This window comes from Glycomyces tenuis DSM 44171 (genome assembly GCF_000427885.1).
Taxonomy (GTDB): Bacteria; Actinomycetota; Actinomycetes; order Mycobacteriales; family Micromonosporaceae; genus Glycomyces; species Glycomyces tenuis.
The window spans coordinates 119,043-132,226 of sequence record NZ_ATYW01000001.1 but is presented as its reverse complement, the minus strand read 5'-3'; the positions used below and the strand labels follow the sequence as shown (position 1 = coordinate 132,226).

The 13,184-nt window shown below is 66.0% G+C and carries 17 protein-coding genes; 5 read left to right on the top strand and 12 right to left on the bottom strand.

Going from position 1 to position 13,184, the window contains the following annotated elements; genetic code table 11:
• Positions 1-97 precede the first annotated feature (97 nt).
• The 5 genes from YWW_RS0100680 to YWW_RS0100660 form a co-directional block, all read right to left on the bottom strand.
• Complete coding sequence (locus tag YWW_RS0100680; RefSeq protein WP_026928582.1) at positions 98-286, bottom strand: hypothetical protein; 189 nt, start codon at positions 284-286, stop codon at positions 98-100.
• 167 nt (positions 287-453) lie between these two features.
• Positions 454-1,257 carry an FtsK/SpoIIIE domain-containing protein gene (locus tag YWW_RS0100675; protein ID WP_035698978.1) on the bottom strand — a complete coding sequence of 268 codons (804 nt, stop codon included), beginning with the start codon at positions 1,255-1,257 and terminating at the stop codon, positions 454-456.
• 118 nt (positions 1,258-1,375) lie between these two features.
• A complete protein-coding gene (locus tag YWW_RS0100670) occupies positions 1,376-2,212 on the bottom strand; it encodes a hypothetical protein (protein ID WP_026928580.1) in 837 nt (278 codons plus the stop codon).
• A gap of 245 nt (positions 2,213-2,457) precedes the next feature.
• Positions 2,458-2,760: a hypothetical protein gene (locus YWW_RS35605; protein WP_155829770.1), complete on the bottom strand. Its 303-nt coding sequence runs from the start codon at positions 2,758-2,760 to the stop codon at positions 2,458-2,460.
• 48 nt (positions 2,761-2,808) lie between these two features.
• On the bottom strand, positions 2,809-3,132 hold the full coding sequence (locus YWW_RS0100660) for a hypothetical protein (RefSeq protein WP_026928578.1): 324 nt from the start codon (positions 3,130-3,132) through the stop codon (positions 2,809-2,811).
• Between the two features lie 187 nt (positions 3,133-3,319).
• Here YWW_RS0100660 and YWW_RS0100655 point away from each other — a divergent pair, with 187 nt between their 5' ends.
• On the top strand, positions 3,320-4,084 hold the full coding sequence (locus tag YWW_RS0100655) for a helix-turn-helix domain-containing protein (protein ID WP_026928577.1): 765 nt from the start codon (positions 3,320-3,322) through the stop codon (positions 4,082-4,084).
• Positions 4,081-4,551, top strand: coding sequence for an NUDIX domain-containing protein (locus YWW_RS34680; protein ID WP_081687089.1), 471 nt, complete (start codon positions 4,081-4,083; stop codon positions 4,549-4,551). Before YWW_RS0100655 ends, YWW_RS34680 begins: the two co-directional genes overlap by 4 nt.
• Here YWW_RS34680 and YWW_RS34675 read toward each other — a convergent pair.
• From YWW_RS34675 to YWW_RS27505, 4 genes are all read right to left on the bottom strand, one after another.
• Complete coding sequence (locus YWW_RS34675; RefSeq protein ID WP_081687088.1) at positions 4,548-5,099, bottom strand: HDIG domain-containing metalloprotein; 552 nt, start codon at positions 5,097-5,099, stop codon at positions 4,548-4,550. The two genes, YWW_RS34680 and YWW_RS34675, sit on opposite strands and share 4 nt — an antisense overlap.
• Before the next feature lie 20 nt (positions 5,100-5,119).
• Positions 5,120-5,428 (bottom strand): hypothetical protein, encoded by a 309-nt coding sequence (locus YWW_RS0100650; protein ID WP_026928576.1) that lies wholly within the window; start codon positions 5,426-5,428, stop codon positions 5,120-5,122.
• Positions 5,425-5,652 carry a hypothetical protein gene (locus YWW_RS0100645; protein WP_155829768.1) on the bottom strand — a complete coding sequence of 76 codons (228 nt, stop codon included), beginning with the start codon at positions 5,650-5,652 and terminating at the stop codon, positions 5,425-5,427. The genes YWW_RS0100650 and YWW_RS0100645 overlap by 4 nt, the downstream gene beginning before the upstream one ends.
• 640 nt (positions 5,653-6,292) lie before the next feature.
• Entirely contained in the window at positions 6,293-7,312 is a 1,020-nt protein-coding gene (locus YWW_RS27505; RefSeq protein ID WP_211228382.1) for a quinone oxidoreductase family protein, read from the bottom strand.
• A gap of 28 nt (positions 7,313-7,340) precedes the next feature.
• Here YWW_RS27505 and YWW_RS33565 point away from each other — a divergent pair, with 28 nt between their 5' ends.
• Together YWW_RS33565 and YWW_RS0100630 are read left to right on the top strand one after the other, a co-directional pair.
• Positions 7,341-7,781 carry a MarR family winged helix-turn-helix transcriptional regulator gene (locus YWW_RS33565; RefSeq protein WP_162145901.1) on the top strand — a complete coding sequence of 147 codons (441 nt, stop codon included), beginning with the start codon at positions 7,341-7,343 and terminating at the stop codon, positions 7,779-7,781.
• 108 nt (positions 7,782-7,889) lie between these two features.
• Positions 7,890-8,525 (top strand): hypothetical protein, encoded by a 636-nt coding sequence (locus YWW_RS0100630; RefSeq protein ID WP_026928574.1) that lies wholly within the window; start codon positions 7,890-7,892, stop codon positions 8,523-8,525.
• 28 nt (positions 8,526-8,553) lie between these two features.
• Here the strand turns inward: YWW_RS0100630 and YWW_RS33560 are convergent, their stop codons facing one another.
• Complete coding sequence (locus YWW_RS33560; protein WP_051325214.1) at positions 8,554-8,877, bottom strand: DUF3817 domain-containing protein; 324 nt, start codon at positions 8,875-8,877, stop codon at positions 8,554-8,556.
• 298 nt (positions 8,878-9,175) lie between these two features.
• On the opposite strand from YWW_RS33560, the gene YWW_RS0100620 reads away from it, so the two are divergent.
• Positions 9,176-10,903: a sugar ABC transporter permease gene (locus YWW_RS0100620; protein ID WP_155829766.1), complete on the top strand. Its 1,728-nt coding sequence runs from the start codon at positions 9,176-9,178 to the stop codon at positions 10,901-10,903.
• Here the strand turns inward: YWW_RS0100620 and YWW_RS0100615 are convergent.
• Positions 10,890-11,552, bottom strand: a complete 663-nt coding sequence (locus YWW_RS0100615; protein ID WP_026928572.1) for a pentapeptide repeat-containing protein — start codon at positions 11,550-11,552, stop codon at positions 10,890-10,892. The genes YWW_RS0100620 and YWW_RS0100615 overlap by 14 nt on opposite strands.
• A gap of 61 nt (positions 11,553-11,613) precedes the next feature.
• The gene (locus YWW_RS27490) at positions 11,614-13,131 is read right to left on the bottom strand and encodes a choice-of-anchor A family protein (protein WP_155829764.1); all 1,518 of its coding nucleotides are present in this window, start codon (positions 13,129-13,131) and stop codon (positions 11,614-11,616) included.
• Positions 13,132-13,184 lie beyond the last annotated feature (53 nt).

Below are 13,184 nucleotides of genomic sequence, written 5' to 3'. Positions count from 1 at the left end.
CAGTACTAGCCCATGAGCCATTCATGCTGGGTATTCCTTGCGTCGTGAGCGTCGGGGCCTCGAACCCCGAAGGTTGCCGATCGCTCTACCAAACCGCTTAGCGGTCGATTTCGATGGACTCGATCTGACGAGTCAGAACGACTACCACCTTGCCGTCTTTGACCAGCTCGATCGACGGGTACGATTCGATTTCCTGGCGGATATTGGTCCAGGTCTGCCAGGTCGCCTCAGTGGCGATTTCCCGGCCACTGTTGAGCCGGATGACCACGTTCTTCTTGTCGCTCATTGCGTTTCTCTTTCTCTCGATAGCTTTATCGGCTGGACGCAGTACTGGCCTTGAATCCATTCGGTGTGGCGTTCCTTGCGTCGTGGGCGTCCGGGGAATCGAACCCCGGTAGAACCGTTCGCCCGGAGTGCCGCCGAGGTGTCAACGACGCCTTGACGGCACTCGCGTCAGGACACTGGAGCCCTACCCCGCAGCCTTGCGGCGAACGAGGCGACCTGAGCGATTTCCTCATCGGACATCCAGGCCACTCGCATGCGGCGGGGCATCCCGCCCTCAGCGAGCAGAAACGAGTCCCCCGGCTTGGCCGGGTCCAGGTCCATGGCGTTGAAACCCCGTTCGGCCCACCCGGCGCCGAGGGCCACGTCCGAAGAACCCGGGGTGGTGGCCCGTCCGGTCCACCGGTAGGCGAACAGGTCCCGCAGGGCCGTGGGGACGATGTCCCACGAGGCCCGCTGCGTGAAGGCCAGGACCACAATGCCGGCCGCACGGCCACGGGCCACGATGTCGCGCAGGAGCGTGCAGAACAGTTCCCGCTCTTCCTTGGTTCCAGTCACCGAGGTGAAGTAAGCCAGCTCATCGAGCACGGCCATGTACACCGGTTCAGCCGCAGAAGGGACGTGCTTGCGAACCTTGCGCGCCGACAGTGACGCGTACCGTTCATCCATGACTCGCTGGAGCCACAGCAGCGTGTGCAGGGCCTTGCGCATCTCGGGGCCCACGAAGACGTCCATGGCCTCAGCCCAGGCCATCAGCTCGACGAGCTTGCCGTCGAAGCCGATCAGGGACACATCGACCGACAGGGCCGCCTGAGCGATGATCACATTCTCAAGACCGGACTTGCCCGAGCCGGGCTCGCCGCCGCCGAGCAGGTTCTTGTACGCCAGCTTGAGCCTCACGGCCTCACCGGTCGCGTACTTGCCCAGGTAGTAGTCATCGGTGATCGACAGGTTCGGTCCGATAGCGATATTCATTCTCGATACCTCCAATAGGTGTCACATAGGTGCAATGGGTTGTGGCGGGAAGGACGGAGCGGTGAGGCCCCGCCCTTCCGGCCGTGAGCAGCCCCAGGAAGGGGAGCTTGGGTGAGGGTCAGACGAACTCGGGGATGTAGTCCTCATCGCCCTCGTCCGGGCCCTCGTCGTCAGGCCGCGAGACAGCGGCCGTGGCGGCCTTATCGGCCTTGGTGTTCTTCGGCTGGCGCGGCTTGCGCCCACGCGGGTTGAGCATCTGCTCAACCGCCGCTCGGATCTCGGGATCGTCGGTGACGTCCTCATCCACATCGGGCATGAGGTCCTCGTAGGAGTGCGGCTCGATACCGTCGAGCATGTCGCCCACCGGCATCGGCACGTCCTCGGCGAGGATGTCCCGGCGGTGGATGTCCACCACCACGTGACTGGCCTTCTGGCCCTTCTTCCAGACTTCCGCCGAGTTGGCCCAGCAGGTCGAGGCGACCGCCGCGAGGCGATCCTCAACCTCGGCGACCGTCAGGTCACCGCGGAGCCACATCCCGACACGCTCACCCGATTCGGTCGGACGAGCCGTGAGGATCAGCGGCATGACCGCCGAGCGGACGCCCTTGCCCTCGATGAACGAGTCGCAGGCGACCCGCAGCCGGTGACGGGTGACCATGCACCAGCCCCACCGGACCAGGAACCGCCGGACGGGTCCGAAGACCCACGGCAGCCCGACCACGACGGCCAGAGCCACCAGGCCCCAGACCGGAGTCAGCCATGCCGCCACAGCGGCGTACAGGCCCAGCAGCAGACCGGCGAGGATGATCTCCCCGGCCCAGTGCCACAGAACCCGCAGGACCGGCCAGGCCAGCGAGATGCCTGCGCCGAGCAGTCCAGCGGCGAGAGCGGTGATGACCGTCGCCATCAGAGCCGTCCCGAAATCGAGGAACGCGAAGGTGACCAAGAAGGCCACCGCGCCGGAGGCGAGACCGGCGAGGATGCCGACGATTTTGGCGCGACGCGCCGCCGAATCCTTGTCGAACTGGTCAATCAGCGTCTGCGCAGCTCGCGCACCGCCCCTGCTACGACCAGCAGATTTGCTACCATAAGAACGCATGGCAGAACCACCTTTCCGCCCCGTGGGGCAAAGGTTTCTGTGAACTGAATGCCGGGGAACCGGCCAGGACCGCCAAGTACGAGCCGGTTCCCCGAATGCCGCTAAGCGGCGATCTTCATCTCTTTCCCATTCGCCACCGGTTCGGCGACGAACTTCGTCCGACGACGCGGAGCGTTGTCAAGCGCACGTTGACGCTTGCCGTTCCGCTCAGCCTCATCGGCCAGACGGTGCAGCGCCTCAGCGAATTGCCGAAGCTCCGCAGGAGCACCGTGGACACTCAGCTGAGTGCCTCCGTAGCCCGCGCTGACGCGCAAGCACGCTCGCTCGTTGTCAAAGAGCTGCGGCTCAAGAGCCATCACGCCTTTGAGGAACAGTGTCATCTGTCCTGAGAGCACGTCTTGCATGGCAGAGATCCTTTCGAGAGGGAAGGCCCCAGACCGGGACCCGCCGGATTACTTGGCAGCCTTGACCTTGATCTCAGCGGCCCGGTAGGAGATGCCGTGCGAACCCTTTTCCTTGTTCTCCCACGGGAGGACCTCCAGCCCCGCAACCGCAACCTGCTGGGTTTTCTGCACACTCGGCTTGTCGCCAGCAGTCACGATGCGGATGATCTGACCGGAGTCGTTCTCGTCGCTCTGCTCCAGAGCGAGCACGGACGTCACCCACTTCAGGGCACCGGTGTTCTTGTCCTTCTGCTGCTCACCCTTGAACTCCTTCGGCACCGGAGCCTGAGTGACCATGAACGCCACCTCAGAGGTGTCAACCATCAGCTTCATCAGCTTGCCTCTCAATCTGTTGAGCGCTTGACCCCGAAGGGCCCCAACCCGGAACTTCCGAGCTGATGAGACAAGATTCGCGCAGAATGAAGGACGAGTTCACCACCTGGAGGGACGTTTAGGGACGTCTGTGATACAGTGAAGAAGTCCCTAGACGTCCCTCATTTTGCAAGAGAGCAAGGCCAAGATGCCGAACGAACGACTTCGCGATTCCATGCAGTCCAACGGTTTTAGTCCAGCGGGCCTTGCCTCAGAGCTAGGCGTGGACCCCAAAACAGTTGAGAGGTGGATCACTAAAGGGCGAGCGCCCTACCCTAAGTACCGCAGAGAGGTTGCCGCCCTTCTGAAGGAGCGGGAAAACTACCTGTGGCCCGATGTGCTTCCGGCCGACAAGCAGATTGCCGTTTCCGAGTCGGAGCTGGTCAAGACTTATCCGAGGCGCTATGCCGTGCCAAATGACTTGTGGGCTCGGCTACTCGACCAGGCAACAGACTTCATTGGCGTGCTTGCATACGCGGGTTTGTTCCTGCCGGAGCAGACCGACCTCATCGGGAAGATCAAAGCCAAGGCCAAGAGCGGTACGAAGATCGTGGTCCTTCTTGGCGACCCTGAGTCCGAAGCGGTAGCGCTTCGCGGCGCCGAGGAAGGCATCGGTGGGGCGATGGCCGAAAAGGTCAGGAATGTGCTCACCTACTACAACCAGCTAGAAGGCGTTCCAGGCGTGTTCGTTGGGTACCACGACACCGCCCTTTACAACAGCATCTACAAGTTCGACAACGAGATGCTGGTAAACACCCACATCCTTGGTTGCCCTGCTGCCCATGCGCCGGTACTCCACCTCAAGGAGTTGGCTGGTGGAACCATGTTCCAAACGTTCTCGGACAGCTTTGATAGGGTTTGGTCCCGCTCCAAAAATGTTTGGACCCATGAACACGGAAAGGTCAAGCCGTGAGCCGTATTGACCACATTGACAATCCGAACGCACCAGAACCCAACAGTGTGGTTCCGTCAACCACTGCCTTCGTTCTCGACTCAGAGAACCGTGTCCTACTAATTCAACGGACCGATAACGGTGATTGGGCACTGCCCGGTGGCGCTCACGATCCAGGTGAATACATTGCAGATACGGCGATTAGGGAAACCAAGGAAGAGTCGGGGATTGACATCAAAATCACCGAGATCATCGGTATGTATACCAATCCCAACCATTTGATTGAGTACAGCGATGGCGAAGTGCGTCAGCAGTTCTCAATTTGTTTTCGTGGAGAGCAGACCGGGGGCACTCCCACCACGAGCGATGAATCAACACAAGTGAAATGGTTCAAGCGCTCAGAACTCGACGACCTCTCGATCAACCCCTCTATGAGGATGCGCATTGAACACGGGTTTGAGCACAGGACCGCACCGTATATCGGTTAGGCCGACAGAAGCCTTGCTTCAGTCCTGCTCACAGCATCCATGATCGAGCTCTGTGCCTTCCGAATGAACCGCGACACGACATGATCAGGCCCGTAACGCTCCAAAATCTCAGTGAGACGGTCGCCGACTTCAACGTCCAAGCCAGTCGGTCCAGTCGTCATATCGCAGTACCAGAGCGCCTCAGTAACTTCTGAGGCTTCATTCTGGAACTCAGCCTCCAAAACCTCCCGCAGGCCACGTTCCTCAGCCTCAACTGCTGCACAAGAATGGTGTGCAACGAGATCAACGATGCGCTTGTTCCATCCATGATCGCGCAACCAACGAGCCCCATCGAGTGGATGAAAACCAGTGGCAGCAAGCTCAGACGCATACCCGATGTCATGCAAGATCGCAGAAACTGCAAGTGCTTCTTGATCAGTATCATTCATCAGCCGAGACCCAACTGACAACGCTTTGCTACCCACGGCTTGCACATGACTCCACCGTCGAGGAAGTTCATTCGAGAGAAGTTCTTCAGCTTGATTAAACGCCCTGTCGTATAGTTCCATTGGGCTGAGTCTATCAGTCGCTAAAGCGCCTGGACAGCTCTCAGCGCCGAAGAGACGAGTTCCATCGTGGCGTCATCCGCAGTCGCCACGAGTTCCGCCATTCTCGATTTTTGGCAGGCGACCACCGAGAGCGCAGATGCCCAGGAACCCTCATCGAGCTTGACCGACAGCAAGCCGCCAGGGTCAGCGTCAAGAACTTCAAGCGCCAGGACCACCGGGATTCGGTCGGCCCCGTTCACCTCGTCGGCAGAGACCACCAGGCGGAGCCCGGTTCGGCCTGGCCGGTTGACGTAGGACTCGTACCGCCAGACTTCACCACGGCGGATCACTCGCCGGACCTCCAGGCGGCCTCGTGCTCGGCTTCGAGATCATCGAACCAACCCGGTCGAGCTTCGAAGAAGTTCGCATGAGCGTCCAGCGACTCCCGTAGCGCTTCACGACGGATCAGGTCTTCCAGGAAGGCCGACACGTTTCCGTTGGTGGACGAGGTTGCCTCGGACTGCAACCAGGCAGCCAACGGAGCATCAACATTGATTGTCATACGTTGCTTCATACACTCCAGCTTACGCAGCATCCGCCGCAAACGCCAGACTTGCCAGACACCCCATCCAGGAGCCTGTGAGAACTTTCTATACATCTTCAAGGCGGCCTATCGGCCGCGTGCCAGCCGCGGGACGGGGCCCCTCGCGCGGGGCCCACGTCCCCGTCCCGCGGCTGGCACAGCCAAAGAAGGACGCCTTGAGGATGATCTGAAAGTTCCGGCCGGAACCCTTGGCCGGGGACCCCTTCGGGCGCGCACCCCAGGGCGGTTGAGGGCGGGCCCCTGCGGTGCCGCCCTGTCGCGGGTCAAGCGTAATGCGCGCCCGACCCCGGCCAATGAACCCGGCCTCCATGTCAAGAGAGTGTTGACACCATTTTGGACAGTTGGGGGATGCTGTACAGCAGTTTTCTACAGCAACCGGCATGGCTGAGGATGTCTCAGAATGGCTCTGACCAGCCTTGATGCACCTTGGTTGACCTTGGATAACCGTGTTGCCGATAGTTCGGGACGAGGGGGTCGCAGGTTCAAATCCTGTCAACCCGACCATCACAAGGGGACCGCGAGGTCCCCTTTTTCGTGGCGGTCGTGCGGGTGGTGAGTCGCGGCCGCTGTTTCTTCGGGACGGCCGCTCACTACTACCGCGTCCTCGAGATCATTTGTGGGACATGGTGAGGACGGTTTTGACGCCCGGGTCGCCGCTGTTCGCGGCCTTGAGCGCATCGGCGTATTCAGTGAGAGGGAACGTCTGCGGCAGCGGTGCGAGCAGTCTGCCGGTGGCGACCGCCTCCATGAGCGTGGACAGTGCCCGCCGGTATGCGCTCCGGCGGGTCGCCACGATGATCGGCACCGAGGAGACGCGTTCGCCGGGGCGCGCGTAGCGCCGCATGGCCGCAGTGAGGAAACCGGTCGCAGTGGCGCTGCGCTGCCTCCCGGGTTCGCCGCCGAAGGCGATGCGCACGATGCGTCCGCCCGGGCGCACGGCGCGGCGCAGCGCGCGGCTGCCCGTGTGGTCGATGGCGCCCGAGACGCCGCCCGATGCCGTCGCCAGGCGCTCGATCCACGCGGGGTCGCGGTAGTCGAGCACCTCGGCTCCGAGCCGCTCGGCGTAGTCGCGCGAGCGTGGCGACGCGGTGCCGTAGACGGCGAGGCCGCGCTCCGCGGCGAGCTGCACCGTCCAGGCGCCGACCGCTCCGCTCGCGCCTTGAACGAGGACGCTCGCGCCGTCGTCGAGCGCCAGCGCGTCGAGCGCGAAGAACGCGGTGACGGTGTCCAAGGGGAGCGTCGCGGCGGTGGGGCTGTCGAGTTCGTCGGGCACCGGCACCAGCAGCGACGGGGCGAGGCTCACCATGTCCGCGTGGGCGCCCATGAAAGGCATGACGGCGGCCACTCGCCGGCCGAGCGACAGGCCCGAGCGATCGCCGGCGGGCAGGTGCTCGACCGTGCCGACGAAGTCGTACCCCGGCACGAAGCCTCGGAAGGGGTGGAGCAGGTAGTCGCCGCGCGCGGCCATCGCGTCGGTCACCCCGACCGAGGCGTGCGTGACGCGCACGATGGCCCGGCCGGCGAGCCCTCGGCGCGCAACGGTCTCGCGGGCCGGAGTGGGGGAGTCGGCGCCGAACCGGTCCACGCGCATGGCTTCACGGTGCAGCGGCATATTTGGATAACGTGTCATGTAATTGAGTGTAGCGGAGATGGATGACATGTCACGTAATTTGCATGCGGGCGCCGTGCTCGCATTCTCCTTCGAGGTCAAGAGTCTCGTCACAGAGCTGAACGCCGCGCTGAGCGCGCTGTTCCGCCCGCTCGGGCTGACGTGCGTGCAGGCCGAGGCGCTCATGGCGTTGGACGAGCTCGGTCCGACCACCCTCAAGCGGCTCGCCGCGCATCTCGTCGCCGAGTCCGGCCATCCCAGTCGCCTGGTCTCCCGCCTCGCCGCCGAGGGCCTCATCACCCGTGCCGCGTCCGAGACCGACGGCCGTGCCGTCGTGCTCGAACTCACTGAACGGGGCAGGGAGTTGGCGGTCCGGGCCCGCGCCGCGCGAGCGCCGCTGTTGAACGAGTTCGCTCGGCGCTACGGGGATCGGCTCGACGGTGCCACCGACCTCATCCGCGAGCTGCGCGCCGCGCTCTCGGAGCCGTAGGCCGACGGGCTCGCGCGGCTGAGAAATTGTCGGTGCCGTCCGTACCTTTGACGAGAAGCGTGGATCACTCCACGTAGTCAGTGCGAGACCGAGTGAACGGACAATGCGATGGACGCACCGAAGCCGACCGACAGTTCACGAGACCACGGGCGGCATGAGCCGCGGCCGCCGAGCGATCCGGGCGCGGCCCGGGACCCGGCCGAGCTGATCGTCAAGGACGTCGCCTTCGAGGCGATGAAATGGCTGCTCCGCTTCGACGGCGACACCTCCCGGCTCTCGGAGGTCGGTCTCGCGGCCCTGGAATGGACCGGCGCCCGGCCCGATGAGCGCGACGTCTACCTCATCCGAGGCGAGCCGAAGCGGAACTTCGTCCGCAACTCCGAGGGCCGGGCGTGGGTGACCAGGCCGATCCTGAAGGCCCGCGGCTGGACCGCCGCCGCGATCCGCGACTTCCTTCCCGGCGCGGAGGGGTTCAAGCCCAATCCCAGGTTCGCCGAGACCGGCGATCCGATGCCGGTCTGGCTTCCCGAGACGGTCGCTGAGGCCGAGGCCACGGCGGAGTGGCAGCAGTGGTTGCGGAAGTCGCTGCGGCGGCGCGGCAAGACGCTGCACGAGCTCGCGTCGGCCGTCGACGGTGACTTCCGCCGGCGCTTCGAAGCGGTGCAGGAGGCCGTGGAGGCCTACCACCGGGCCCAGATCGTCCGCGGATCGACCGGGGGAGGTGGGAAGCGGGCGGCCGAGTGACGGGAGCGGAGGCCGCCGCCGACCGGCGTCAGGCGCGAACCGGCTCGGCGGCCCGCTCCGCGGCGAGCAGCTCGGCCCGCTTCCAGTGGTGGAGGACGAACGGCGCCAGCGGGACCACCGCGGCCGCGAGGGCCGCCAGCGTCATCCCGACGCCCCAGCCCAGACGGCGGCGGATCAGGAAGGTCGCCACGATCAGCAGCACGAACAGGAGGCCGTGGATCAGACCGAGCGGCATCACCAGGTCGATCTCCGAGACGCGGCTCAGGAGGGAGCCGAACACCAGGAGCAGTACGAAGGACCAGCCTTCGGCCAGGGTCAGCATGCGGTAGCGGAAGACGGGATTGGCGAACACGGTTACCTCGCATCGAGTGTCGCAACATTGGTCGCACGGGCCTGATCCGCATCGTAGGCACGCCGCCCGCGGGTGACGCCGCTCTCTCGGCGTCGTGATGTCGGGGGTCACCGGCCGTCCCGGGCTCGTCGCCGTGGATCCGTCGGGGCCGTTCGCCCGTGCGGCGGTCGGTTCGCGCGGGTTCGGCGCCCGGGCGCGTTGAGCGTGGGGTCCTGCCGCTTTTCCCGAGGGCTCATGGCTTGTGTTGGCGAGGTCACAATACAGTGTGGTCGAGTCCGACTCACCCAGAGGAGTCACTGTGAACCATCCCCCAGGCCCGAGCGAATCGAACCCTTCGAACCAGTACCCGCCCGCTCAGTACCCGCCCGGCCATTACCCGCCGGGTGTTCCGCAGCCCGGCTATGCCCCGCCGCCGATACCGGGCCAGGCGCCCCCGCCGGGTCAGATGCCGCCGCCGCGGCCTCCCAGCAGCGGACTTCGCATCGGTCTCGGCCTCGTGCTGCTGTTCGCGGCCCTGATCCCCACCCTCATCGCCTACGTCCTGCCCACGCTGCGCACCTTCACCATGAGCCGCGAATCGGGTGGCCTCCTCGGGGAATTCGAACCGGTGGGCTGGGAGAACTTCGAACACGTCTTCAGCGACAGCGAGTTCTTCTCGAGCCTGCTGCCCGTCGCCTACATCGCCGTCGGCACCGTCGTCTCGGGGGCGGTCATCGCGCCGCTCGTCGCCTGGTGCCTGCACAGCACCGGAGCCGCGATGCGCACGGCCGCCCGGATCGTCTGGGGCCTCGCCGTCGTCGCCTTCGCCCCGGCCGCCCTGGTCGTCGCCTGGTACTTGGACACGTATGACGAGGACGGCTTCGCGGGCGCGGGCGTGGTCGACTGGATGACGCTCATGTCCGGCGTGGTCTTCGGCATCGGCATCCTCGTCGCCCTCGCGGCCTTCAGAGGCGGCGCCGAGCGAGTGAAGCCCGCCGCGGCCGTCGTGACCGCGGCGGGGCTGACCGCGTTCGCCTTGACCGCCGCGGCGCTCCAGACGTTCACCTTCCCCTACATCACCGGCATCCCCCGTCCGCCGGACACGAGCCCGCTGCACCAGGTGTTCATCGACGGATTCGAGTACGGCGACTTCGGCTTCGCCGCGGCCAAGGCGCTGCTGCTGCTCGTCCTCCTGGCCGTCCTGGGGATCGGCGCGGCCCTGCTGTTCATCCTGACCCGGACCCGCATCGAGGTCTCGCCGGGCCCGGGCGAACCGAGGACGTTCCGGGCCGGCGCGGGCATCCCGGGAATCCTCCTGCTGGTCGCGTTCGCGGCGGGCGCCGTCTTCAATCTGCTGCCGTGGTTGGCGCGCATGACGGGCGGCCCGGACACGGGGGCCGACCCCACCGAGGTCATGATCCGCACCTGGGGCCCGCCGCTCATCACGACGGCGATCGCCCTGGTGGCCGCGCTCGCGGGCGGATTCGCGATCGGCGCGCTCCGCCCCCTCGGGGACGGCTCGCGCTGGTTGCTGCTGCTGTTCGCCCCATGGCTCTTCGTCGGCTCGGGCCCGCTGGCGTTGGCCGACTACGAGGCCGTGGCCGAGGCCGGGGCGATTCGCACCTTCGCCGCGCTCGTGCCGCGGGCCTGGATCGCCATTCCCGCGCTGTTCGTGTTCACCGCCCTGTTCTGGGGCCTGGAGGATCGCCGCCGCTCGACGACGGCGCTCGGCGCTCCCGCGTCGAAGGCGAACGGCGCGTTCGCCGCCGCGGCCTGGCCGCTCGTCGCCCTCGTCGGCATGGCCGTGTGGATGGCGAACGCGAACGACACGATCCGGCAGGTGCTCTTCTCGGACCCCGAGGAGCCTACGGCCACGCTGGCGATGATGCAGCCGATCTGGTCGCTCGGCGGCCAGGACGGCGGTGTCGGCGTCGGCTACCCGATCGTGCTGCTGGTGGTCTTCGCGGCGGCGATGGTGGCGGCCGCGATCTTCTACCTGCCGCGCGTCGGCATCAGCGTCGGACGCGAGCGGTCTATGCGAGCTTGAACCCCGCCGCGACGGCGAGCTCGCCCGCGATCTGGACGGCCTGGTCGGCCGTGATGAGCGATCCTTTGAGGCTCATCAGGCCGTTCACGCCGCCGAGGTCCGAGCGGCGCATGTCGCACCCCTTCGCGTTCGACACGCGCGAGAAGTCGGCGTCGGGGAAGGTGCACTCGATGAACACCGCCTTCGACAGGTCGCCCAGGAAGCTCGCGTTCATGAACCGGCACCGCTCGAAGACCACCGGGCCCTTCGCGGTGCCGATCGAGATGCCCGCGAAGTCGGCCCGGCAGTCGGCGATGTAGACGTCGGCGGCGAGCGAGAACTGGGCCTGCCAGCCGACGAGCTGGCTGTCGGTGATCTCCACCCGCCGCGCCGTCATCCGCTCCCAGCGCCCGTTGGAGAGCACCGAGTGCTCGACGGCCACGTCGACGACCTCCAGAGGGGACAGCACGGACCCCGACAGGTCCGCGTCCCTGACGGCGCTGGACTCGAGGATGCCGTCGCCGCTCCCCTGCGACCAGTCGAGGCCCTTGAGCAGGCGGTCGTGGTACTCGAAGTCGAGATCGAGGCCGTCGGTCAGCTCGACGAGCTCCTCGGTCTCGACGACGGGCCGCCGCATCGAGCGGTCGCCGTCGATCGTCCTGAACTTCATGGGGCTCCCGTGGTCGTCGATCGCTTCGATCGAACGGTACGGGAGCCCTGTGACAGTCGGTCTACTGGAGTCGGCGGCGTCTGCTGAGGACCAGTGCCGCCGTGCCGACCGCGATGAGGATCGCCGCGACGATTCCCAGCGGGATCAGCATGGAGCCGGTGGTCGGCAGCATCCCGCCGGCCCCGTCACCGGGCCCGCCGGGGGTCTCCGAGGATGGCACCTCGTCCGAGGGCCCCTCTGTGCTCGGCATGTCGCTGCTCGGTTCGTCGGTCGTGGGTTCGTCGGTGGTCGGTTCGTCGGTCGTGGGTTCGTCGGTGGTCGGTTCGTCGGTGGTCGGTTCGTCGGTGGTCGGTTCGTCGGTCGTGGGTTCGTCGGTCGTGGGTTCGTCGGTGGTCGGTTCGTCGGTGGTCGGTTCGTCGGTCGTGGGCGACGGGGTCGGTTCGACGTCCGTGTCGCAGGTGAGCTCGGCGTCGAACGGGAAGTAGTGCAGTTCCCCGGAGTTCGCGGCGGTCGTGCCGAGTACGGCGTTCGCCGCCACGATCTGGCCTTCGACGTTGGCGACGCTGAGGTCGGTGAAGTCGGCGTCCGGAGCGAAGATGCTGCCTTCGACCGTGTCGCCCCCGACGAGCGTCAGCTCGGTCGTGCCGCTGAAGTTCCACAGCAGGTACGGCGCGTCGGCGCCGCCGATACCGGCCTGAGTGGCGACGTCCCAGGCGAAGACGCCGCCGGTGCCCGAGGTGTCCACGTTGATCAGCAGCGGCGTGTCGGCCGTCGGCTTGTTGACGAAGGTCAGATCGGACATGTTGTTCAGGTCCTCGCCGGTCACGTTGAGGACGTTGGTCTCGCCTTCGGTCAGCGTGATGAAGATCTGCTGGCCCGGCTGGACCTCGCCTTTCGCGACCGCTGAGCCGCCCTCGCGGCTGTCGAACATCGTCACGGTGTTCGCGCAGCCCGCGAGCAGTTCCGAATTGGCCCGCATCTCGGCGAAGGCCGCCTCGAAGTCGATCGGTGAGGACTCCACCGTGTCGGCGGGCTGCCGCACGACCGTCTCCACGCGCGGGGTGGCGTCGTAGCCGGCGCCTGCGGGGACCAGCCGGGTCGGCTGGCTCGCGCCGTTGGCGTCGGTGGTCTCGACGTCGGTGCCGGTGAGGTCGCCCACTTTCACGTAGCCGTTGCCGAGCACCGGGACGACGCCGTCCGCCGTGCTGCCGTCCCAGTCCATCCGGCCGCCGACGACCAGCGAGCTCGGCAGCGGGTCGTCCCCGTCGACGAAGCTGGCGTTGTTCTGGATGTCGATCTCGTAGCGCCCCTGGACTGCCAGGTTGCCGCCCGTCGCGAGCGGGCCTTCCATCTCGTGCTCGGCCAGGACCGTGTCGCCTTCGATGAAGGCGTTGAAGTCGAGAGCGGGTGCGAGCGGGTCGATCGTGACCACTTCGGCCAGAGCCTCGTGATCGGTGGCGGTGACGGCCAAGGCGACAGCGGTCACCGCGGCTGCGGTGCCGAGGATGCCGAGACGACCGGCCAGCGCCTTGCGGCGCGCGGACGCCGCCGATCGCGGTGCGGTGTTGGTTTTTGACACAGTTCCCCCGTATGCGTGACAGTTGCCCGACCGGGGGAGTCCGGGGCTTACGT

Excerpts from the sequence above, each read along its gene's own strand:
- YWW_RS0100680 (WP_026928582.1), bottom strand. The coding sequence starts at position 286 with ATGAGCGACAAGAAGAACGTGGTCATCCGGCTCAACAGTGGCCGGGAA.
- YWW_RS0100675 (WP_035698978.1), bottom strand. The coding sequence starts at position 1,257 with ATGAATATCGCTATCGGACCGAACCTGTCGATCACCGATGACTACTAC.
- YWW_RS35605 (WP_155829770.1), bottom strand. The coding sequence starts at position 2,760 with ATGCAAGACGTGCTCTCAGGACAGATGACACTGTTCCTCAAAGGCGTG.
- YWW_RS0100660 (WP_026928578.1), bottom strand. The coding sequence starts at position 3,132 with ATGAAGCTGATGGTTGACACCTCTGAGGTGGCGTTCATGGTCACTCAG.
- YWW_RS0100655 (WP_026928577.1), top strand. The coding sequence starts at position 3,320 with ATGCCGAACGAACGACTTCGCGATTCCATGCAGTCCAACGGTTTTAGT.
- YWW_RS34675 (WP_081687088.1), bottom strand. The coding sequence starts at position 5,099 with ATGGAACTATACGACAGGGCGTTTAATCAAGCTGAAGAACTTCTCTCG.
- YWW_RS0100645 (WP_155829768.1), bottom strand. The coding sequence starts at position 5,652 with ATGAAGCAACGTATGACAATCAATGTTGATGCTCCGTTGGCTGCCTGG.
- YWW_RS27505 (WP_211228382.1), bottom strand. The coding sequence starts at position 7,312 with ATGACACGTTATCCAAATATGCCGCTGCACCGTGAAGCCATGCGCGTG.
- YWW_RS33565 (WP_162145901.1), top strand. The coding sequence starts at position 7,341 with ATGTCACGTAATTTGCATGCGGGCGCCGTGCTCGCATTCTCCTTCGAG.
- YWW_RS0100630 (WP_026928574.1), top strand. The coding sequence starts at position 7,890 with ATGGACGCACCGAAGCCGACCGACAGTTCACGAGACCACGGGCGGCAT.
- YWW_RS0100615 (WP_026928572.1), bottom strand. The coding sequence starts at position 11,552 with ATGAAGTTCAGGACGATCGACGGCGACCGCTCGATGCGGCGGCCCGTC.